We start from the raw sequence: 18,879 nt of genomic DNA, 5'->3' as shown, positions 1-18,879 counted from the left end.
GTCATTATTCGAAAGGCATCGCCAATCGGATCAGACCACTGCGCTGGCACCGGGGCGATTACACGATGGTGTCGGTCGATACCTTGGTATGACGCGCTGGCCCGGCGCGCAAAATCGCGCTCGAACTCAGCAGCGCTTAACGGGCAGAATGCGGCGGGGAAAAGACCCATTTGAATCACAGAGCGGAACAAGGATTGCGGATGCGTGGGGAAACAGCGCTCGAACGCCTGAGCGGCACGCCATCGTCCACCTCGCAGTGGTGGGTGATCGGGTTGTGCATGCTGTTCAACGTGATCGACGGACTCGACGTCATGGCCATGGCCTTCACCGGCAGTCGGGTTTCGGCGCAGTGGACGTTGAGCGGCGCGCAACTGGGCCTGTTGTTGAGCGCAAGTCTGGTCGGAATGGCGCTCGGCTCGCTGCTGGCCGCGCCCAGGGCCGACCGCTTCGGGCGCAGACCGTTACTGCTCGCCGGTCTGCTGCTCAGCGGCCTGAGCATGTTGCTGTCGTTCTGGAGCCCGGATCATCACGTGTTGATGTTCCTGCGTTTGCTGACCGGCATCGGCACGGGGGCGGTGCTGGTGGGGGCGAACGTGCTGACGTTCGAACACGCCAGCCCGCAGCGGCGCAATCTGGCCATCGCGTTGCAATCCCTCGCCTTCGCCATGGGCGCGAGTCTGGGCGGAGTGCTGGCGCATGTACTGAATGATTTGATGGGCTGGCGGTATGTCTTTCTTGCCGGAGGTTGCATCACGCTGGCAGCCGCGCTTGCCGGCGTCTTTTGGCTGCGAGAGTCGCCGTCATTTCTGGCACTCGAACGCCGCACGCCAATCGCTACAGCGTCGCCTGACAACCCCAGCCGACCGCTTTCGCCCGGTCAGTGGCAACAGACCACATCGCTGGCACTGGCACTCTTTCTGTTGATGTTCTGCTTTTACTTCGTCATGAGCTGGACCCCGAGCCTGCTGGTCCACAATGGTTTTACCGACCAACAAGGCGCCTGGATCGGAGTGTTATTGGCGTTGGGGGGGATGCTCGGTGCCCTGCTGCTGGGACTGGCGGCCAATCGTTTCGGCTGCCGGCGATTGTTGTCGGGGTTTCTGCTGCTCAACGCCGCCCTGCTGCCATTGATGCTGCCGGCCACTCGCGTCCCCGGTCTGGCGACACTCGTGGCAGTCACGCTGGGGCTGATGCTCAATGGTGCGGTCGCGGCTCTGTATGTCCTGGCTCCTCAAGCGTTCTGCACCTCGGTTCGTACGACCGGTGTCGGCGTGGTGCTGGGGATGGGGCGTCTGGGGGCGATCATTTCGCCGCTGGTCGCCGGTTTTCTGCTGGATGCCGGATGGACCGCACAACACCTGTTCACGTTTTTCGCCGGTAGCCAGGTGTTGGCGGCCCTGCTGATCTGGCGTGGCACTAAGGGACGATGATCAGCTTGCCCGTCGTGTTGCGCGACTCGATATCGCGATGGGCCTGTTGCACCTCGTCCAGTGAATAACGTTTGCCGATGAAGGTTTTCAGTTTGCCGGTGCTGACCCACGCGAACAGTTGCCGGGATTTTTCCAGCAGCACCTCGCGATCGCGCACGTAGTGCATGACCGAGGGATACGTCAGCTTGATGCTGCGCGGCATGCTGAAGATATCGATCGGCGGGATCGGGTTCATGAACGGCCCGTACAAGGCCAGGGTGCCGAAGTAGTCCAGCATCTCCAGCGAGTCGGCGAAACCTTCCGCGCCCGTGCCGTCGTACACCACATTCACCCGCTGCCCCTCGGTCAGGCGCATGACCTGTCCGGCAATGTTTTGCGCTTGCCCGATCACTACATAGTCAGCCCCGGCCGCGAGCACCGCCTCCACTTTGTCGGCATGGGACACCCGGCCAATGACCTTGCCGCCCCGCAGTTTGATCAACTGGGTCAGCATCAATCCCACGCCACCCGCCGCCGCGTGCACAAAGGCCACGTCACCCGGCTGGATCGCATGCACCTTGTCCACCAGATTGCTGGCGGTCAGGCCTTGCATCATCAGGCTGGCGGCGGTGGCGAAGTCGATCTCATCGGGCAACGGCACCAACTGGCTGACCGGGGCGATCACCTGTTCGGCGTAGCTGCCCGGCACGTAATGCCAGGCCACGCGGTCACCGACTCCGAACTCCGTCACCTGCGGGCCGGCGGCCAGAACGATGCCGGCGCCTTCTGCACCCGGCGTCAGCGGCAACGCCCAGGCGCCGCCGAGCCCGCGCCGGACACCGGTGTCCATGAAATTGATGCCCGCTGCCATGACCTTGACCAGGACCTGTCCGGGCCCCGGTTCTGCCAGTTGAATGTCCTGCACCGTCAACACTTCGGGCCCGCCAAAGGCCTGGATAACCACTGCTTTCATAATCTTCTGCCCTGTCATCGGGACGACCGGTACTGCTGCCTTTCGGGTGGCAGGAGCGCGGACGTCACGTTGCTTTCACTCAACGTCGAAGGACGTTGAAACCAGGGCCAAGAGTGAGCGGGTGGTGTATCCGCGCAGTTTCGCGAACAGGCTCATTTGCATGCTTGTATGGCTCGAAGGGCCGTAGATACAGTGGCTTACAAAAGCGCCACTGTGATGCCCGTCGCAGTGTGCGACGGCAGCCGATATTCGCTACAGGCGACACCAAAGTATGATGGGCGAGTGCCAGCAGAAGGCGCATCTTTGTTCAACGGTGACTGCACACAATGAGAATCGGTATGACGAACGAGCAGGAGCGCGTCATCGAGGACGATCCAGACTGCGCCAGTGACGCAATCATGCCCATGCCGGGGGTCGAAGCCATCATCGACAGCATCCCGGCCATGGTCGCCTTCATGACGCCGTCCGGTGAGCTGGAACAGGTCAACCGGCAAATCATGGACTACATCGGCGCCCCGCTTCATGAACTGAAAAAATGGCAAGCCGGCGAGACCGTGCACCCGGACGACCTGCCCTCGGTCATCGCCGCCTGGATGCATTCAGTCGACACCGGCACGCCCTATGAAGTCGAACATCGCATCCGACGCGCCGACGGTGTCTATCGCTGGTTCCATGTGCGCGGCCTGCCGATCAGAGACAGCGAAGGCACCATCACACGCTGGTGCGTTTTGCAGGTCGATATCGATGAGCGCCGGCGGGACAAGGCCTTGATCGCCAGTGCCCTCGCCGAAGTCAGCGCATCGGAAGAACGTCTGCGCGGGATCATCGATGCCGTGCCCGGTTTTGTCTGGAGTGCCTCGCCCGAAGGCAGCGTCGGCTTCGTCAATCGACGCTGGTGCGACTACACCGGCATGTCCCTCGAACAGGCCTGCGGCCATGGCTGGACGGCGTCCATCCACCCGGACGACGCACCGGGCCTGGCAGTCTATTGGCAAGGGATTCTGCAATCGGGCAGCGCCGGCGAGTACGAGGCTCGACTGAAACGCTTCGACGGCATTTACCGCTGGTTTCTGATCCGCGCCGTGCCCCAGCGCGATGACACGGGGCGGATCGTGCGCTGGTACGGCGAAAACACTGACATCGAAGACCGCAAACGGGCGGAAGTCTTTCTGGCCAAGGCCCAACGCCTGAGCGCTACCGGTACGTTTTCCTGGCGGGTGAGCACCGACGAGATCACCTGGTCGGACGAGGTCTACCGCATCCTCGAACTGGACCCGGACACGCCGCCCGGCTTCGAGGCGATCTATCGCCGCGTGCATCCGGACGACATCTCCAGCCATCGGGAGATGATCAAGCGCCAGCGCCGCAAGGGGCGTGATTTCGAACACGAACACCGGCTGCTGATGCCCGACGGCACGGTGAAATACGTGCGGCTGGTGGCGCACTCGATCGCCCATGCGCCGGACGGTTTCGAGTACATCGCCGCCCTGCAGGACATCACCCAGCGCCGGCTCGCCGAAGAGGTCTTGAGCAAGGCGCGCTCGGAACTGACGCACCTGGCCAGAGTCGCCAGCCTTGGCGCGGTCACGGCGTCGATTGCCCACGAGGTCAATCAACCGCTGGCCGGCATCATCACCAACGCCAGCACCTGCCTGCGCATGCTTGGTGCGGACCCGCCGAATGTCGACGGCGCCAGGGAAACCGCGCGCCGCACCATTCGCGACGGTAATCGCGCCGCCGATGTAATCAATCGACTGCGGGCGCTGTTCTCGAAAAAAAGCATCACGATTGAAGACGTCAATCTGAATGACGCGGCACGGGAAGTCATCGCCATGCTATTGGGCGAGCTGCAACGCAACGGCGTGGTGCTGCACCCGCAATTTGCCGAAGCCCTGCCGCTGGTCAGGGGCGATCGGGTCCAGCTTCAGCAGGTGATCCTCAACCTGATCATGAATGCCGCCGAGGCCATGAGTGCGATCCACGGCCGGCCCCGAGAATTGATCATCAGCACCGGCCTTGGGGCGGACGAGAGCGTTTGCCTGGCGGTGAAAGACAGCGGCAACGGCGTCGATCCGCAGGACATCGAGCGCATTTTCAATGCCTTTTACACCACCAAAAGTTCGGGCATGGGCGTCGGTCTGTCCATCAGTCGCTCGATCATCGAGCGCCACGACGGGAAGCTGTGGGCCAGCGCCAACGACGGCCCGGGTGCGACGTTTACCTTTGCCATCCCGAATTCGACGGACTTGCCGCAAACCGATAACCGCGACCTCGCCGATCGCACCGTGGAGAATGATTGATGGGTACGCATTTGCTCGTATCGGTGGTCGATGACGACGAATCGGTTCGTGAATCACTGCCGGACCTGATCAAGGAGTTCGGCTTCGCCGTCCAGGCATTCGCCTCGGCGCAGGCGTTTCTGGCATCGCCCTATCTGGACTTGACCCATTGCCTGATTCTCGACGTGGCCATGCCGGGGATGTCGGGTCCGGATCTGCAACGGGAGCTGCTGCGCCGTGACTATCGCATTCCGGTGATTTTCATCACCGCCCACGGCGACGCCAGCGAACAGGCGAAGCTGCTGAACAGTGGCGCCGTGGAGTGCCTGTTCAAACCCTTCAGCGAAGCCCAATTGCTCAAGGCCCTGAGCGCCGCCTTGCCCCTCGACTGAGCGTGAAGCCGAACAGAACAAGGAATCGACATGTTGAACGCGAACAACGCAATCGCCCCTTCCCGTGGAGCATTACCGATGAGTGATGTCACGCCCGTCGTATTCGTTGTCGATGACGACATTTCCGTGCGCGAGTCGCTGGAGCTGATGATCCGCTTCGCCGGATGGCAGCCACGGCTGTTCGAGTCCGCGCAGGATTTTCTCGATGCGCCCCGGTCGCTGGTGCCCAGTTGTCTGGTGCTGGATATCAACTTGCCCGACCTGAGCGGCCTGGATCTGCAGACCGCCCTTGCCAATGAACGTCACAACATGCCGATCATTTTCATCACCGGCTACGGCGATATTCCGCGCACGGTGCGGGCCTTGAAGGCCGGCGCGGTGGAGTTTCTGACCAAACCGTTCAATGACGATGTGATCCTTGCCGCCATGGCCGATGCGCTGCAAAGCAGTCGTGTGGCGCTGGAAGGAGAAAAGCACGTGCGCTCACTGCTTGAGGCCTACAAGACCCTGACGCCCCGCGAGCAGGAGATCATGGCTTCGGTGGTCAGCGGACGGCTCAACAAACTGATTGCCGCCGACCTCAACATCAGCGAAATCACCGTCAAGGCCCATCGCGGCAAGGTGATGCGCAAGATGAAGGCCCGCTCGCTGGCGGACCTGGTGAAAATGGCCGCCCTGATTACGCCGGCGTGACCGGCAGGCTCTGCCAGAAGCTTTCCAGCCGGCGCAGATCAAGGCTGTCGAAGCCTTCCGAAGCCCGCTCGCGGCAGGCACAGAGCAACGTCCGGGCCTGATCCGGTTGCCCCTGTTCAAGCCAGAACCTGGCCAGATCCATCGAAGACCGCAACTCCCACGCCCAGGCGCCCTGCTCGCGGCTCAGCGCAATGGAACCCTCAAGAACGGCCAGCATGGCCTGAACATCGTCGGTGTGGATGACCTTGAGAATACCGGCCTTGATTCGCAGCAGTTCCGGCAGCGCAAAGGCATCACCGCTTCGCCGGCAGTGATCGATGGTGCCCTCGACCAAGGTCAGCGCCTTTTGGTGTTCGCCCACCAGCATCAGGCCTTCGGCCAGTGCGATTTCGAATGAGGTCGTGAGCAGTTCGTAACGCATGCCACGCAACCGCGCCAGACTTTCCTCCAGCATGGCAACTGCATCCCCCGGCTCCTCGGCGCGGATGGCGATCGCCGCACGCAAACCGTGGCAGGCGGCAATGTAGGGGCCCAGTGCGTTGGTTTCGGCGATGGCGCTGAACCGCTCGAGGCTCGCGGTGGCCTTCGCCAGATCACCGGTCCAGATATAGATGCACAAGATCCAGACCATGGCGATGCAGTAGGTAACCGGATGCTGCAGCGCCGACGCTTCGGCCTCGATCTGCTCGGCCCAGCGCCGCGCCTGATCGGGATAGCCCTGCAGCCAGAGTGAACGCGCCAGCGCCAGCCCCGTGCGATTGCGGTGATCGAAGCCGTAGTAGATCGTGTTGCTGGGGTGGGACGGCAAGCTGTTGCGCAGCGAGCTTTCCAGTTCCTGACGGGCCAGACGCTGGTTGCCGAGCAGATGATGGGAGATGCCGGTCAGCGATGAAGCAATCGCGATGGCGGCGGGCTCGTTGAGGATGTTGCCGACCACGGCTGCCTGCTCGGCCCAGGCCAGCGACGAAGGGAAATCACCGATGCGCTCGTAGAAGATCTGCAAGCGGCCCAGCAGCCTCAGCTGTGAGCCGTAGTCGTTCAACGCGACTGCAATGTCCTGCGCCCGGAGCAAGGCTTTTTCGGCGGCCTCACTGTTGCCCCGGGTGAACATCAGCACCAGACCGAGCGCGGCTTGCAGCTCCATCTCGGTGGGCGTGCCGTAGTACCCCAGTTCCAGCAGTTCCACCGCCCGGGAACACCACGTCCGGCACTCGACCAGCAATGAAAAATGCAGGAACAACGGCGCGCTCGCGGCCGCCAGCGGCAACGCCAGCCCCGGATCGCCGTAGGGCCCGAAGCTCCATTCCAGCGCACCGCGAACGTTGCCCAACTGGCTGGCCAGACGCGCCGAGTGACGGAAAATCTCCTCGGGAGAAGTCCCCAGATGGCCGAGCAGATCCATGTAAAACGCCGCGTGCCGGAACGCCAGCGCATTGACCTCGGCCTCTCCCCGCGCCGTCAATTTCTCCCGGGCGTAGGCGCGCGTCATCTCCAGCAAGCGATACGAATCCGTCGAGTCGCTGTGATCGACCGTGACCAGTCCCTTGCACACCAGATCATCGAGGATCGCGGCCGCCGTGGCGCTTTCGTGTTGCGATTCGGCAACCACCTGAGCGGCGGCTTCCTGGGAGAACGGCCCGACGAAGACCGAAAACCGCTCCAGCGCCAGGCGCTCTTGCGGCGACAGCAGGTCATAACTCCAGTCGAGCATGGCGCGCAGGGTCTGATGGCGCGGCACCGCCGTCCTGCGCCCCGACCAGCCCAGCGAGAAACGCTCGCCGAGCAGTGCATGGGTGGCCTTCAATCCATGACTGGCGACCCGCATCGCCGCCAGTTCGATCGGCAGCGCCATGCCCTCCAGCCGCTGGCAAATGTCCGCAATCATTTGCCCTCCGTCCGCTTCCAGCAACAGCGCCGCATTGCTCGACGATGCACGTTCGACAAACAGCTTGATGGCCGGGAATGCCAGCAATTCTTCAACGCAAAGGTGTTGCGGCTCACGGGGAAATTCCAGCGGATTGAGCCAGTGCACGTATTCGCCACGTACCCGCAGCGGTTCGCGACTGGTCGCCAGAACCCCGACATCCGGCGCGGTATCGCTGATCTGTTCCAGGAGGGTCGACACCGCGTCGATCAGGTGTTCGCAGTTGTCGATCACCAGCATCAGCCGCTGCTCACGCAAATGCGCGAGCAGGACGAACATCGGGTCTTCCGCCTGCACCGGGATGTCCAACGATCGGGCCAATGCCGACGGCACCAGCGCGCAGTCTTCCACTTGCGCCAGATCGACGAAGCTGACGCGTTCATAGCCCTGGGCGGCGATGCGGTGCGCCACTTCGATGGCCAGGCTGGTCTTGCCGACGCCGCCGGGGCCGACGATGGTGAACAGCCTCGGTTGCTGCATGTGGTCGATGACCAGTTGCAGATCGGTCTCGCGGCCGATCAATTTTGCCCGTGGCGGCAGACTGCAAACGCCATCAGTGGCTCGGGGCGCGATGGGCGCCGGTTGAACAGCGGTCTGTTTTCTTTCCAGCGGCGCGACGAAGGCATAGCCCACGCCCACCTGGGTCGCGATATACCGCGCCTGTTCCTCGCCATCGCCGAGAATCCGCCGCAGCCCGGTCATATGAAAGCGCAGGCTGCCTTCGGCCACCACGCTGTCGGGCCACACCTTGTCGATCAGGTCGTACTTGGACAGCACGCGTCCCGGTTGCTCGAGCAAGGCGATCAACAGATCCAGCGCCCGTCCGCCGATCTCGACCGCCACCCCGTTGCGGGTCAGCAGTCGTTTGCCTGGAACGACACAGAAAGGACCGAAAATGAATTGGGTCGTGAGGGATTCGTGCAATGCGCCCGGAAAAGACTCCACGAGGATCGATCTCTCTAAAAAACGTAGGGGGCGGCGCCGGTTACAGACAGCCGGCGCAGGCCCTTTGCATCATAGGAGTTTTGCACCGCCGTTCAAGCACGGCACCGGCAGAGTGAGAACCTCACCCCTTTATTTCACCCTTGCGAATGGCAATTTTGATGGCCTGAGCAGTGGTGGCCACGCCCAGATGCCGACGAGCCGAACGCAGATGATTTTCCACCGTGCGCCCGGACAAGCCGAGCGTGGCAGCAATGTCGGCCTGCCGCCGACCGGCAGCGACCCACGCCAGCACTTCGCGCTCACGGGTCGAGAGTTTTCCGGCCGTCTCGTCCAGCGGCGCTTCGAGCAAGCGTCGTGCGGAGTAAAACGCCACTGTGGCGAGCATGCCCAACGCCAGACGAACTCGCGCCGAGGCATCGATCTGCTCGCCCCCCAGGCTCATGGCGCCTTCAAGCCCCTGCGGGCCGAAGACCGGAATCTGCAAGCCATGTACACCAGAGCCACTGGGCACGCGGACCAGCCGATAAAGTTCGCCGCTCTCCTCCTGCACCTTGCTCCAGAAGAACGATTCGCGGGCGTCCAACAGGTGGCGAGTCACTGGGCAGCGCTGAACGTAGGTCTCGGCGTCGACGCCAGTGCCATCACCAAACCAGTCGCCTTCCACCCAGTAAATGCGCTCGACCACGTCCTCCGACGCCGAGGTGGCGGAGAACAGGACGAACCGATCGTAACCATAGGCCCCGGCGAAACCGCGAACGGCCTTCTGGATCGCCACCAGCGTGAGCGCCGCCTCGATGTCGAGGGCGGCGCGCAAGAGGGCCTCGGCAGGTCCGGAGCTCACCCCGACGTGACCTCTTTGAGGAGCGCGGCCGCCGCCAGTTTGCCCAGTGCGTTGCCCGCCAGCGGACTGTCACCGGTCAGCAGTTTGCGATCCTGGAGCGTGGCCCCGGAAATGTCCTGGTTAGTGATTTCCACACCGAGCGCCTGCAACTGCTCGCCGAACTTCCAGGTCAGGTGGCCGGGCATGTAACCGATGTCGGGGGTTGTCGCGTCCAGGGCATCGGGAAACGCGCAGATCCGGTAACCGTTGAAGATGCACGACTCTTTTGTTTCACCGAGGCCGGCCGCCAGCAGCGCCGCCGGGCCGTGGCACAGAGTGATGACGAATTTGTCCTTGGCGACGGCCCATTGCAGAACCTTCTTCACGTCCTCGCTTTCCGGCAGGCCGATCAGCGCACCGTGCCCGCCGGGAATGAACACGCCGATGTAGTCCGAGTTTTCGCCCAGCGCGTCTTCGATCACTTGGGACAGCTTGAGCGGACGCTTGAACTGATCGCGATATTGCTCGTAGAAGCCCTTCACTTCGGCGTCTTCGGAGGGCATGGCCCAGAATTCGAACTTGACCGGATTGCCCGACAGCGTCGCGACATCGAAGCCGAAACCGGCCTTGTCGAGGTGATACATCGGCAGCAGCGTTTCAACCGGGTGATTGCCCGTGGAGAACATCGTGCCGTTGTCGGTCAACAGATAGCGCTCGTCCGCACCGATCATCAGAACCTTCCAGCGTCCGCCCTTGTAACGGTTCGGGTACTCGGCATCACTGAGATCGGATTTGGGCGAAGTGAACTGGCTGAGGGAGTACGGCGAGGGGAAAAACGCGTTGTCCTCGGCCGGATCGGGGGTTGGGCGCTTGTCGTCAGTCTGCGTGGTAGCCATGGTGCTCTCCATCGAGTGGGTCAATGTCGGAGTTCATGCTAGTAAGGCGTCAGCGTTACAACAATGAGGGTTTTCCCTCAAAAAATCATGCGCTGAACCTGCAGCCCCTCAATGTGATCGATAAGTGGCAGAATCCCCGCAACTGATGAATTCGGAGACCCACAATGCTTCGCCTGTTTGAACAACGGCTCGACCCCTTCCCGCCCGACGAAGCGCCGCCACCGCCGGTCGGTCTGGCGCGATTCCTGTGGGCCTGCACCCGTGGCGCTCGCGGTTATATCCTCGCGCTGGCGCTGCTTAGTGCCGGTGTGTCGATCTACGAAGCCTGGTTGTTTTCCTTTCTGGGTCAGGTCGTTGACCTGCTTTCGGCCTGGCAGGCCGGCGGCGATGTGAACGGCCAGGAGAGCCGTGTGCTGTGGGGCATCGGCCTCGTGCTGCTGACCAGCGTCGGGCTGGTGGCGCTGCGCACCATGGTTCAGCACCAGGTGTTGGCGATCAATCTGCCGCTGCGCCTGCGCTGGGATTTCCACCGGCTGATGCTGCGGCAGAGCCTTTCATTCTTTTCCGATGAGTTTTCCGGCCGGGTCACGACCAAGGTGATGCAGACGGCACTGGCCGTGCGCGAGGTGCTGTTCACCGTTATCGAAATCGCACCGGGCATCGGCGTTTACTTCATAGCGATCATCGCCCTGGCCGGCGGTTTCGCCCTGAAACTCATGCTGCCGTTCATTGCCTGGGTCGCACTGTTCGGGCTGGCGATGCTGTACTTCGTGCCACGCCTGGGCCAGGTCGGGCAGGAACAGGCCCATGCGCGGTCATCGATGACGGGCCGGGTTTCGGACGCCTACACCAACATCACCACGGTGAAACTGTTCTCCCACTCCAAACGTGAAGCGCATTTTGCGCGGGCGGCAATGGAGGATTTCAAGCAGACCGGTTTCCGCCAGATGCGTCTGGTCAGCCAGTTCGAGATCGTCAATCAGGCGCTGGTAGTCGGGCTGATCATGGGCGCCGGCGGCTATGCCTTGTGGCTTTGGCATCAGGGCGAAGTCGGCACCGGGGCGGTGGCGGCGATCACGGCCATGGCGTTGCGCATCAACGGCATGTCGCACTGGATCATGTGGCAGATGACGTCGCTGTTCGAAAACATCGGCACCGTGCAGGACGGCATGGACACCCTGACCCGTGGCCCCAAGGTGCAGGACGCGCCGGACGCCGGCGTGCTGGTACCTTCCGGCGGCGCCGTGGAATTCGACAACGTCAGCTTCAACTACAACGGCGAACGCCAGGTGCTCGACGGCTTGAGCCTGAGCATCCAGCCGGGCGAGAAAATCGGTCTGGTGGGCCGCTCCGGCGCCGGCAAATCCACGCTGATCAACCTGCTGCTGCGCTTCTATGATGTGGACCGTGGCGAGATTCGCATCGACGGGCAAAACATTGCACAGGTGACCCAGGACAGCCTGCGCAGCGCGATCGGCATGGTCACTCAGGACACGTCCCTGCTGCACCGCTCGATTCGCGACAACATCGCCTACGGCCGACCGGACGCGACCGACGAACAGATCCAGCGCGCGGCGGCCAATGCTCAGGCCGACGGCTTCATCAACCAGCTCAGCGACCGTCATGGCCACACCGGCTACGACACGCTGGTAGGTGAACGTGGCATCAAGCTTTCCGGTGGCCAGCGCCAGCGGATCGCCATCGCCCGGGTAATGCTCAAGAACGCGCCGATTCTTCTACTGGACGAAGCTACCAGCGCCCTGGATTCCGAAGTCGAAGTCGCCATTCAGGAAAGCCTCGATGAAATGATGCAGGGCAAGACCGTGATCGCGATTGCGCATCGACTGTCGACGATTGCGGCGATGGACCGACTGATTGTCATGGATGAGGGACGGATCATCGAGCAAGGCACCCACACTGAACTGCTGGCGAAAAACGGCACCTATGCGCGGTTGTGGCAGCATCAGAGTGGCGGGTTTCTGGGTGAGGATCAGGGGCTGACCGAGGCGATGGATCAGGCGTAAACGGTGCTGCCCCGGTACTGCCGGGGCAGAAGACGAGGGCTCAGGCGCTCGGGTGGGTGTGGTAGATCTTGCTGACGATCGTCCACTTGCCGTCTACCTTCAGCAGGTTGAAGAAGTCGGTGAAACGGAACCCCGACACGTTGTCGGTATCGACCCGGGCACTCGCGGCCGTGCCGACGATGTCGATGCGGACGATCGCGGCTTCGGCTTCAGGAGATGGACGAAACGCGCTGTCGATGACGTCATACAGATTCTGGATCGCGCCGCCGACGAGCTTGCCGTCGTCAACCCCGAACATGGTCGCCTGCGCATTGAACGCGGGCTTCATCAAGGCGCTGTCAGCCTTTGCTCCCCCTTCGTTGTACTGGCTGAGCACTTCGACGATTGCGTTGTATTCCTGCACGTAAGTTGGATGACTCATGATGAACTCCTGTTTGCTGTGAATGTTTTTTCAATCAAGCCGCCCTGCGCCGATCCGGTTCAGGGCGCACACATCAATGGTCAGCCGTTGGCCAGTCGGTGTAGCCCTTGGCGCCGCCGCCGTAGTAGCTCTCGCGTGGCGCGATGGTCAGTTCGGTGCCCCGACGCAGGCGCTCCACGAGGTCGGGGTTGGAAATGAACAGGCGCCCGAACGCCACCGCGTCAATCCGGCCCTGTGCCCGGCGCTTCAGTGCCATCTCGAGGTCGTAGTTGTTATTGCCGATGAAGGGGCCTTCGAACTGCGCGCTCAATGCATCCATATCAACGCCATCAGGAACCGTTCGCGAAGTCGCGGTGGCGCCTTCGACGAAGTGCAGATAGGCCAGATTGAGCCGGTTGAGCTGCTGAATCAGATATCCGTAAGTCGCCATGACATTGCTGTCGGGAGGCGTGTTTCCGGCATCGGGCGTGACCGGCGAAAGACGGATGCCGACGCGGTCACTGCCCCAGATCGAAATCACCGCTTCAGTGACTTCAAGCGTCAGTCGGGCGCGGTTCTCAATGGTGCCGCCGTACCGGTCAGTGCGCTGATTGGTCGAGTCACGCAGAAACTGGTCGAGCAGATAGCTGTTCGCCGAATGAACCTCCACCCCATCGAAACCGGCACGCCTGGCATTTTCAGCGGCGCGCTTGTATTGCTCGATGATGCCGGGAATCTCCGACGTCTCCAGCGCTCGGGGCATCGACACTTCGACAAAGCAGTTCTCGGTGTAGGTGCTGCCTTCTGCCTTGATCGCCGAGGGCGCAACGGGAGCGGCACCGTCGGGCTGTAACTCGACGCTGGAAAAACGCCCCACGTGCCACAACTGGCTGACAATCCTGCCACCTGCGGCATGGACGGCGTCCGTGACTTTTCTCCAGCCCGCCACCTGCGCGTCCGACCAGATCCCCGGCGTCATGGCATAGCCACGCCCCTGCGCCGAAATGTTTGTCGCTTCGGCAATGATCAAGCCGGCACTCGCGCGCTGTGCGTAGTAAGTCGCGTGCAGTTCGTTCGGAACGCCGTCTTCAGCCATCCGGCTGCGAGTCACGGACGCCATGACAATCCGGTTGGCCAATTGCAGGGCGCCCATTTGCATGGGAGAAAAAAGATCCGTGTTGCGACTGTTATCAATCATGTTGCATACCTTCAATATCAGACCGGTCGTCTAGTAACTTGATGAAAAAAATCGCCTGTACATCAGCAGGCGTTTACTCGTGCAGCACCGTCAGTGCTCCTTGTGATCGTCAGGCCTTTTGTACGTCCGGGCGGGTGCGCGAAGGCTCAAGAGTCACCCTCTCCCATTTGGCGATCACCAGGGGCGCGATCGCATTGCCCAACACATTCAGGGTGGTGGTGCCGCTGTCGATAATCCTGAAAATACCGGCGATCAGTGCCACGCCCTCCAGCGGGAGACCGGCAGACGCCAACGTGGCCGACAGGATGACGATGGCGAATCCAGGCACCCCGGCAGCACCTTTGGAGGTCAGCACCATGGTCACCACCAGCAGGATTTCCTGAGAAAGCGACAGATCGATTCCATAAAGCTGGGCGATGAAAATTGTCGCCACGCCGAGGAAGATCGACGCGCCATCGAGGTTGAACGCGTACCCCACTGGCACCACAAAACTGACAATGCGCCGTGGTACGCCGTAGTTCTCCAGCTTGCTCATCAACTGCGGCATGACCGCTGCAGAGGCAGCACTGGAGAACGCAAGAATCAACTCGTCGCGGAAATACCTGATCAACTTGAAGATGTTCTCGCCGATCAGGTAACTGATTCCTCCGAGCACTACCAATGCGAAGACGATCAGCGCCAGATAAACCACACCAATCAACTTGAGCAGGGGCAACAACGAGGCAAAACCGAAGGTAGCGACGGTCGCACCGATCATGCCGAACACCCCTATCGGGGCATAGGCCATGACGATCGAGACGATCCTGAACATCGCATCTGAAATGCCTTGGACCAGCGCAACCACAGGTGCACTTTTCTCCCTGGGCAATGCGTTGAGCGCGACACCGAACAACACCGCGAAGAACAGCACAGAAAGCAACTTCGCCTCGGACATCGCCACCAGAACGTTATCCGGAACGATGTTTTGCACAATCACGAGCGCGCCCTTCGAAGGCTCCATCGTGATGGCGGCAGCACCGTGTGCGATGCCCGAAATATCGGTGCCCGTACCGGGTTCGAAGAGGTTCGCGAAACACAGGCCGATCACGATGGCCAGGCCGGTGATCGCAAAGAAATAGCCCAGCGACTTGATGCCCATCCGGCCGAACGACTTGTTATCCCCGCCTCCGGCGATACCCAGGATCATGCAACAGAACACGATAGGCACGACCACCATCTTCATCATCTTGATGAAGATATCGCCAAGCGGTTTCAGGATCTCCGTACTGACCCACGACTGATACTGCGGATGGGTATTGAAGTACCAACCAACGAGCACGCCAAGCAACAGCCCGGCAACGATTTGCCACACCAGGGGAATACGTTTCATGTCTAGCCTTCTTGTTGGAATGAAAGGACTGCATCAATCGGCAGTTGCTAGAGTCATGAGCTTCCAGCTCACTTGAGATCAAATGGCACAACGCCGTTGTGCCATTGCGTTTCTTACTTGGCGAAGAGCTGGCTCATATCCTTGAAGGCCTTGAATTCGAGGGCATTGCCGCAAGGGTCGAACAGAAACATGGTGGCTTGCTCGCCAACCTGTCCTTTGAATCGAATGTAAGGTTCGATCACAAATTCGGTACCGAAAGACTTGAGGCGCTCTGCCAGCGCTTCCCACTCTTCCCATCCCAGGATGATGCCGAAGTGAGGAACAGGAACGTCGTGCCCGTCGACCGGGTTGCTGTGAACGCTTTGCTGAGAGTCGGTTTTCGGGTGTTCGTGAATCACCAGTTGATGCCCGTAAAAGTTGAAGTCGACCCATTGGTTACTGGAACGACCCTCTTCCAGGCCGAAGACCTCACCGTAAAAAGTGCGGGCTGCAGCCAGGTTGTACACGGGGATGGCGAGGTGGAATGGCGAAAGGCTCATCAGGACTCCGATACGGTTTTTGTGGTTGGTGAGCACATCGTAGGGCGACACTGACAGCAAAAAAATCAATATATATTTCTCAGAAACACAACTAATATTTGTGAATGATCAAAGAACTCAAGACCCTCATTGCCGTCGCCCGGGAAGGCACTTTCGCGGCCGCCGGCAACCGGATCGGCCTCACCCAGGCGGCGGTGAGCGCCCAGATTCAACGTCTGGAAGCCGAGCTCGGCTTTGAAATATTCGACAGAAAAGGACGCTCGGCCCACCTCAACAGGATGGGCCAGCAAGTCCTGCTTCAGGCGCAGGAGCTGCTTCGTCTTTACGACAACCTGGGATCGACCACCGTCGGTCTTTCCACCCGCATTCTGGTCAACGTCGGCGCAATCGCCTCAGTCCAGCGATCGTTTCTCCCGGACGCACTCGCCAGGTTTCACCAGCAGTGCCCGGAATGCCGAACGCGTGTCGTGCCCGGTCTTTCCATGGAGCTGGTGAACCTGGTGGATACTGGCGAAATCGACATGGCGGCGATCATTCGGCCGCCCTTCTCGCTTCAAAGCGATCTGCGCTGGACCACGCTGGCGCTTGAACCCTACCGTCTGATCGTGCCCAAGGACGTACCGGGAGAAGACTGGATCGAACTGCTCTCAAGCCTGCCGTTCATTCGCTATGACCGCTCCTCCTTCGGCGGCAGGCAGGTCGATCGTTTCCTGCGACAGATGCATTTCACTTTGCGTGAAGTCTCTGAGCTGGATGAGCTGGAGGCCATCATCAGGCTGGTGGAAAATGGCGTAGGGGTCGCGCTCGTGCCGCAGACGGCCACCCATCAGCAATGGCCGTCAGGTGTGCGGGCGCTTGATCTCGGCCAACACACCTTCCATCGTGATATCGGACTGGTGCACAGGCCTCGGCGAAGTTTCACCGAGCCTGTCAGGACATTGGCTGAACTTATTCTCGAGCAATTCAAGGTGGCGGCTGAGTGAGGGTCGATGGCTCACCCCTCAACAAGCCGCCCCGCAACCCACGCACGACTATACCCAAGCACTTTCCCCGCCAACCCCAGCGGAAAATGAATCACCCCATGTGCGGTTTCCGGCAACAGATGCACCTCCACTTCCGCCGCCCTGCCCCAACGCTCAGCCAACTCAAGCGTGTCATCCCTGAGCGGATCCAGTTGCGCAGCAAACATCAACGCTGGCGGAAAACCGGTGAAGTCACCGTACAGCGGAGACAACGGCGCCTGCCGGCGTTCTTCATCGTTCAATCCCGGAGTGAGCATTTGCAGCGCTTCAACCATCCCCGGCCCATCCAGCAGCAAGGTATCGGGCCCGGCGTTGCGTACGCTGGGGGTTCCGGTCAGGTCGTAGACGCCGTAATACAGCAGCGCCCCGCTCACCCGTTCGAGCAGGTCCGGCCACTGTTTGAGTTGCAGCAGGGTCGCGGCGGCAAGGTGGCCGCCTGCCGACTCGCCCACGACGATGACGGGCAGGTTCGCAAACTCGTGGCAGTCATCGCTCAGCAGCCAGCGGGCCGCCGTGAGGCAGTCCTGCATGACGCCCTCGATCGGAGTCGAGACCACAAGCCGATAGTCGACCGAGACCACTGCCACGTCGCAGGCTTTCACCATGGCGATGTTGAGGGGATCGTTCATCTGCGCGTTGCCGATGACCCAGCCGCCGCCATGGAAGTCCAGCACTACGCCTTTGGCCTTTGTATTTGGCCGAATAATCCGCACCGGCACTGACGCGCCGTCGACACCCACCACTTTTCGTTCGGCCTTGAGCCCGTGCTTGAGCAACTTTCTTGCGCCGCCCAATTGGCTTAGGCGCAACAACAACTGAATCGCCCGTGGGGTGATGCGATTGCGGATGCGAAAGCGCGGCAGCCGGGCAAGCTTGCGGTTGAACGCGCGCAATTGCGCCAACTCGTTATCGTCTGCGGGCCAACGGGTTGATGTCTTCATTTCGTCCTGGCTCATCGGCGGTTGTTGCGCAGGATATCAGCGGTTGCGGTCTGTTCCAGCCTGGATGCCTGGAGCAACGCAAAAAGTTCATCGGCCGTCATCTCGCCCCGGTGATAGGAATAGGCAATGATCAAAGACAAACCGACATAGGTGAGTGTTTCTTCGATGGATACCATGAGCTGAAACCGCACTTACTGGAGCCCGTCATGACCACCACCAAAACCCTCTTCATCACCGGCGTCAGCAGCGGCTTCGGCCACGCGCTGGCCAAGGAAGCGCTGGATGCCGGCCACCGCGTCATCGGGACCGTGCGCAACGAAGCCGACCTGCAAGCCTTTCAGGCTCTTTCTATCGATAATGCGTACGGCGTGCTGCTGGACGTCACGGACTTCGACCGCATCGAAGGCGTCGTGGCGACCGTCGAAGCGACCCACGGTCCGGTCGATGTGCTGGTCAACAACGCCGGCTACGGCCACGAAGGCATTTTAGAAGAATCGCCGCTGGAGGACATGCGCCGCCAGTTCGACGTGAATGTGTTCGGCGCGGTCGCGGTGACCAAGGCGTTTGTGCCGTTCTTTCGCCAGCGGCGGGCGGGTCATATTCTCAATATCACGTCGATGGGCGGCACAATCACCATGCCGGGTATCGCGTACTACTGCGGCAGCAAGTTTGCGCTCGAAGGCATCTCCGATACCCTGAGCAAGGAACTGGCGCCGTTCAATATCTTCGTGACCGCCGTCGCACCGGGTTCATTTCGGACCGACTGGGCCGGCCGTTCGATGCAGCGCACGCCCCGCAGCATCGCCGACTATGACGCCAGTTTCGATCCGGTGCGCAAGGCCCGCGAAGACAAAAGCGGCAAGCAACTCGGTGATCCGCGCAAAGCGGCGCAGGCGATGTTGCAGATCATCGCCAGCCCTGCTCCACCGGCGCATCTGTTGCTCGGCAGCGATGCATTGAGCCTGGTGCGCGACAAGCTGAAACGCGCCGCCAGCGAGATCGATCAATGGGAAGCGCTGACCCGTTCCACCGACCATTGAACGGCCCACAGAGAG

At 61.3% G+C, this 18,879-nt stretch carries 17 protein-coding genes; 7 read left to right on the top strand and 10 right to left on the bottom strand.

Features of this window, described 5'->3' with window-relative positions; all coding sequences use genetic code 11:
- Nucleotides 1–200: 200 nt before the first annotated feature.
- Nucleotides 201–1,430, top strand: a complete 1,230-nt coding sequence (locus C1X29_RS10375) for an MFS transporter (protein ID WP_102717373.1) — start codon at nucleotides 201–203, stop codon at nucleotides 1,428–1,430.
- On the opposite strand, the gene C1X29_RS10370 is transcribed toward C1X29_RS10375, so the two are convergent.
- Nucleotides 1,417–2,382 carry a quinone oxidoreductase gene (locus C1X29_RS10370; RefSeq protein ID WP_256584344.1) on the bottom strand — a complete coding sequence of 322 codons (966 nt, stop codon included), beginning with the start codon at nucleotides 2,380–2,382 and terminating at the stop codon, nucleotides 1,417–1,419. The two genes, C1X29_RS10375 and C1X29_RS10370, sit on opposite strands and share 14 nt — an antisense overlap.
- 338 nt (nucleotides 2,383–2,720) lie before the next feature.
- Here C1X29_RS10370 and C1X29_RS10365 point away from each other — a divergent pair, with 338 nt between their 5' ends.
- The 3 genes from C1X29_RS10365 (at nucleotide 2,721) to C1X29_RS10355 (ending at nucleotide 5,746) form a co-directional block, all read left to right on the top strand.
- Nucleotides 2,721–4,682, top strand: a complete 1,962-nt coding sequence (locus C1X29_RS10365) for a PAS domain-containing sensor histidine kinase (RefSeq protein ID WP_256584343.1) — start codon at nucleotides 2,721–2,723, stop codon at nucleotides 4,680–4,682.
- The gene (locus C1X29_RS10360) at nucleotides 4,682–5,053 is read left to right on the top strand and encodes a response regulator (RefSeq protein WP_039771030.1); all 372 of its coding nucleotides are present in this window, start codon (nucleotides 4,682–4,684) and stop codon (nucleotides 5,051–5,053) included. The genes C1X29_RS10365 and C1X29_RS10360 overlap by 1 nt, the downstream gene beginning before the upstream one ends.
- 78 nt (nucleotides 5,054–5,131) lie before the next feature.
- Nucleotides 5,132–5,746 carry a response regulator transcription factor gene (locus C1X29_RS10355; protein ID WP_102717370.1) on the top strand — a complete coding sequence of 205 codons (615 nt, stop codon included), beginning with the start codon at nucleotides 5,132–5,134 and terminating at the stop codon, nucleotides 5,744–5,746.
- Here C1X29_RS10355 and C1X29_RS10350 read toward each other — a convergent pair.
- The 3 genes from C1X29_RS10350 to hchA all read right to left on the bottom strand — a co-directional run bounded on the left by C1X29_RS10350 (nucleotide 5,733) and on the right by hchA (nucleotide 10,331).
- A complete protein-coding gene (locus C1X29_RS10350) occupies nucleotides 5,733–8,615 on the bottom strand; it encodes a winged helix-turn-helix domain-containing protein (protein ID WP_102717369.1) in 2,883 nt (960 codons plus the stop codon). The two genes, C1X29_RS10355 and C1X29_RS10350, sit on opposite strands and share 14 nt — an antisense overlap.
- A gap of 121 nt (nucleotides 8,616–8,736) precedes the next feature.
- Complete coding sequence (locus C1X29_RS10345) at nucleotides 8,737–9,456, bottom strand: PA1136 family autoinducer-binding transcriptional regulator (RefSeq protein ID WP_102717368.1); 720 nt, start codon at nucleotides 9,454–9,456, stop codon at nucleotides 8,737–8,739.
- Nucleotides 9,453–10,331 carry a glyoxalase III HchA gene (hchA, locus tag C1X29_RS10340; protein ID WP_102717367.1) on the bottom strand — a complete coding sequence of 293 codons (879 nt, stop codon included), beginning with the start codon at nucleotides 10,329–10,331 and terminating at the stop codon, nucleotides 9,453–9,455. Before hchA ends, C1X29_RS10345 begins: the two co-directional genes overlap by 4 nt.
- A gap of 164 nt (nucleotides 10,332–10,495) precedes the next feature.
- Between hchA and C1X29_RS10335 the strand changes: the two genes are divergently transcribed.
- On the top strand, nucleotides 10,496–12,355 hold the full coding sequence (locus C1X29_RS10335; protein ID WP_102717366.1) for an ABC transporter ATP-binding protein: 1,860 nt from the start codon (nucleotides 10,496–10,498) through the stop codon (nucleotides 12,353–12,355).
- A 40-nt stretch (nucleotides 12,356–12,395) separates the two neighbouring features.
- Here the strand turns inward: C1X29_RS10335 and C1X29_RS10330 are convergent, their stop codons facing one another.
- From C1X29_RS10330 to C1X29_RS10315, 4 genes are all read right to left on the bottom strand, one after another.
- Nucleotides 12,396–12,776, bottom strand: coding sequence for a nuclear transport factor 2 family protein (locus C1X29_RS10330; RefSeq protein WP_039771019.1), 381 nt, complete (start codon nucleotides 12,774–12,776; stop codon nucleotides 12,396–12,398).
- Nucleotides 12,777–12,849: 73 nt separating this feature from the next.
- Nucleotides 12,850–13,953, bottom strand: a complete 1,104-nt coding sequence (locus C1X29_RS10325) for an alkene reductase (RefSeq protein ID WP_102717365.1) — start codon at nucleotides 13,951–13,953, stop codon at nucleotides 12,850–12,852.
- A 109-nt stretch (nucleotides 13,954–14,062) separates the two neighbouring features.
- Nucleotides 14,063–15,322, bottom strand: a complete 1,260-nt coding sequence (locus C1X29_RS10320) for a cation:dicarboxylase symporter family transporter (protein WP_039771015.1) — start codon at nucleotides 15,320–15,322, stop codon at nucleotides 14,063–14,065.
- 113 nt (nucleotides 15,323–15,435) lie between these two features.
- A complete protein-coding gene (locus C1X29_RS10315) occupies nucleotides 15,436–15,861 on the bottom strand; it encodes a VOC family protein (protein WP_085747586.1) in 426 nt (141 codons plus the stop codon).
- Nucleotides 15,862–15,965: 104 nt separating this feature from the next.
- Here C1X29_RS10315 and C1X29_RS10310 point away from each other — a divergent pair, with 104 nt between their 5' ends.
- The gene (locus C1X29_RS10310) at nucleotides 15,966–16,844 is read left to right on the top strand and encodes a LysR substrate-binding domain-containing protein (protein ID WP_039771013.1); all 879 of its coding nucleotides are present in this window, start codon (nucleotides 15,966–15,968) and stop codon (nucleotides 16,842–16,844) included.
- 11 nt (nucleotides 16,845–16,855) lie between these two features.
- Here C1X29_RS10310 and C1X29_RS10305 read toward each other — a convergent pair whose 3' ends face one another.
- Together C1X29_RS10305 and C1X29_RS29240 are read right to left on the bottom strand one after the other, a co-directional pair.
- Nucleotides 16,856–17,839, bottom strand: coding sequence for an alpha/beta hydrolase (locus C1X29_RS10305; protein ID WP_256584342.1), 984 nt, complete (start codon nucleotides 17,837–17,839; stop codon nucleotides 16,856–16,858).
- Complete coding sequence (locus C1X29_RS29240; protein WP_158247724.1) at nucleotides 17,836–18,000, bottom strand: hypothetical protein; 165 nt, start codon at nucleotides 17,998–18,000, stop codon at nucleotides 17,836–17,838. The genes C1X29_RS10305 and C1X29_RS29240 overlap by 4 nt, the downstream gene beginning before the upstream one ends.
- 30 nt (nucleotides 18,001–18,030) lie before the next feature.
- On the opposite strand from C1X29_RS29240, the gene C1X29_RS10300 reads away from it, so the two are divergent.
- Complete coding sequence (locus C1X29_RS10300; RefSeq protein ID WP_102686645.1) at nucleotides 18,031–18,864, top strand: oxidoreductase; 834 nt, start codon at nucleotides 18,031–18,033, stop codon at nucleotides 18,862–18,864.
- Nucleotides 18,865–18,879: the final 15 nt, after the last annotated feature.

Source organism: Pseudomonas sp. GW456-12-10-14-LB2 (genome assembly GCF_002884345.1).
GTDB classification, from domain to species: Bacteria; Pseudomonadota; Gammaproteobacteria; order Pseudomonadales; family Pseudomonadaceae; genus Aquipseudomonas; species Aquipseudomonas paraglycinae.
The sequence above is the reverse complement of the archived record's forward strand: the minus strand, read 5'-3'. Positions and strand labels throughout refer to the sequence as shown.

What these genes read in the sequence shown, in the direction of transcription:
- C1X29_RS10305 (WP_256584342.1), bottom strand. Translation starts at nt 17,839, where the DNA reads ATGAGCCAGGACGAAATGAAGACATCAACCCGTTGGCCCGCAGACGAT.
- C1X29_RS10325 (WP_102717365.1), bottom strand. Translation starts at nt 13,953, where the DNA reads ATGATTGATAACAGTCGCAACACGGATCTTTTTTCTCCCATGCAAATG.
- C1X29_RS10335 (WP_102717366.1), top strand. Translation starts at nt 10,496, where the DNA reads ATGCTTCGCCTGTTTGAACAACGGCTCGACCCCTTCCCGCCCGACGAA.
- C1X29_RS10365 (WP_256584343.1), top strand. Translation starts at nt 2,721, where the DNA reads ATGACGAACGAGCAGGAGCGCGTCATCGAGGACGATCCAGACTGCGCC.
- hchA (WP_102717367.1), bottom strand. Translation starts at nt 10,331, where the DNA reads ATGGCTACCACGCAGACTGACGACAAGCGCCCAACCCCCGATCCGGCC.
- C1X29_RS10375 (WP_102717373.1), top strand. Translation starts at nt 201, where the DNA reads ATGCGTGGGGAAACAGCGCTCGAACGCCTGAGCGGCACGCCATCGTCC.
- C1X29_RS29240 (WP_158247724.1), bottom strand. Translation starts at nt 18,000, where the DNA reads ATGGTATCCATCGAAGAAACACTCACCTATGTCGGTTTGTCTTTGATC.
- C1X29_RS10360 (WP_039771030.1), top strand. Translation starts at nt 4,682, where the DNA reads ATGGGTACGCATTTGCTCGTATCGGTGGTCGATGACGACGAATCGGTT.
- C1X29_RS10320 (WP_039771015.1), bottom strand. Translation starts at nt 15,322, where the DNA reads ATGAAACGTATTCCCCTGGTGTGGCAAATCGTTGCCGGGCTGTTGCTT.
- C1X29_RS10330 (WP_039771019.1), bottom strand. Translation starts at nt 12,776, where the DNA reads ATGAGTCATCCAACTTACGTGCAGGAATACAACGCAATCGTCGAAGTG.
- C1X29_RS10300 (WP_102686645.1), top strand. Translation starts at nt 18,031, where the DNA reads ATGACCACCACCAAAACCCTCTTCATCACCGGCGTCAGCAGCGGCTTC.
- C1X29_RS10310 (WP_039771013.1), top strand. Translation starts at nt 15,966, where the DNA reads ATGATCAAAGAACTCAAGACCCTCATTGCCGTCGCCCGGGAAGGCACT.
- C1X29_RS10315 (WP_085747586.1), bottom strand. Translation starts at nt 15,861, where the DNA reads ATGAGCCTTTCGCCATTCCACCTCGCCATCCCCGTGTACAACCTGGCT.
- C1X29_RS10355 (WP_102717370.1), top strand. Translation starts at nt 5,132, where the DNA reads ATGAGTGATGTCACGCCCGTCGTATTCGTTGTCGATGACGACATTTCC.
- C1X29_RS10370 (WP_256584344.1), bottom strand. Translation starts at nt 2,382, where the DNA reads ATGAAAGCAGTGGTTATCCAGGCCTTTGGCGGGCCCGAAGTGTTGACG.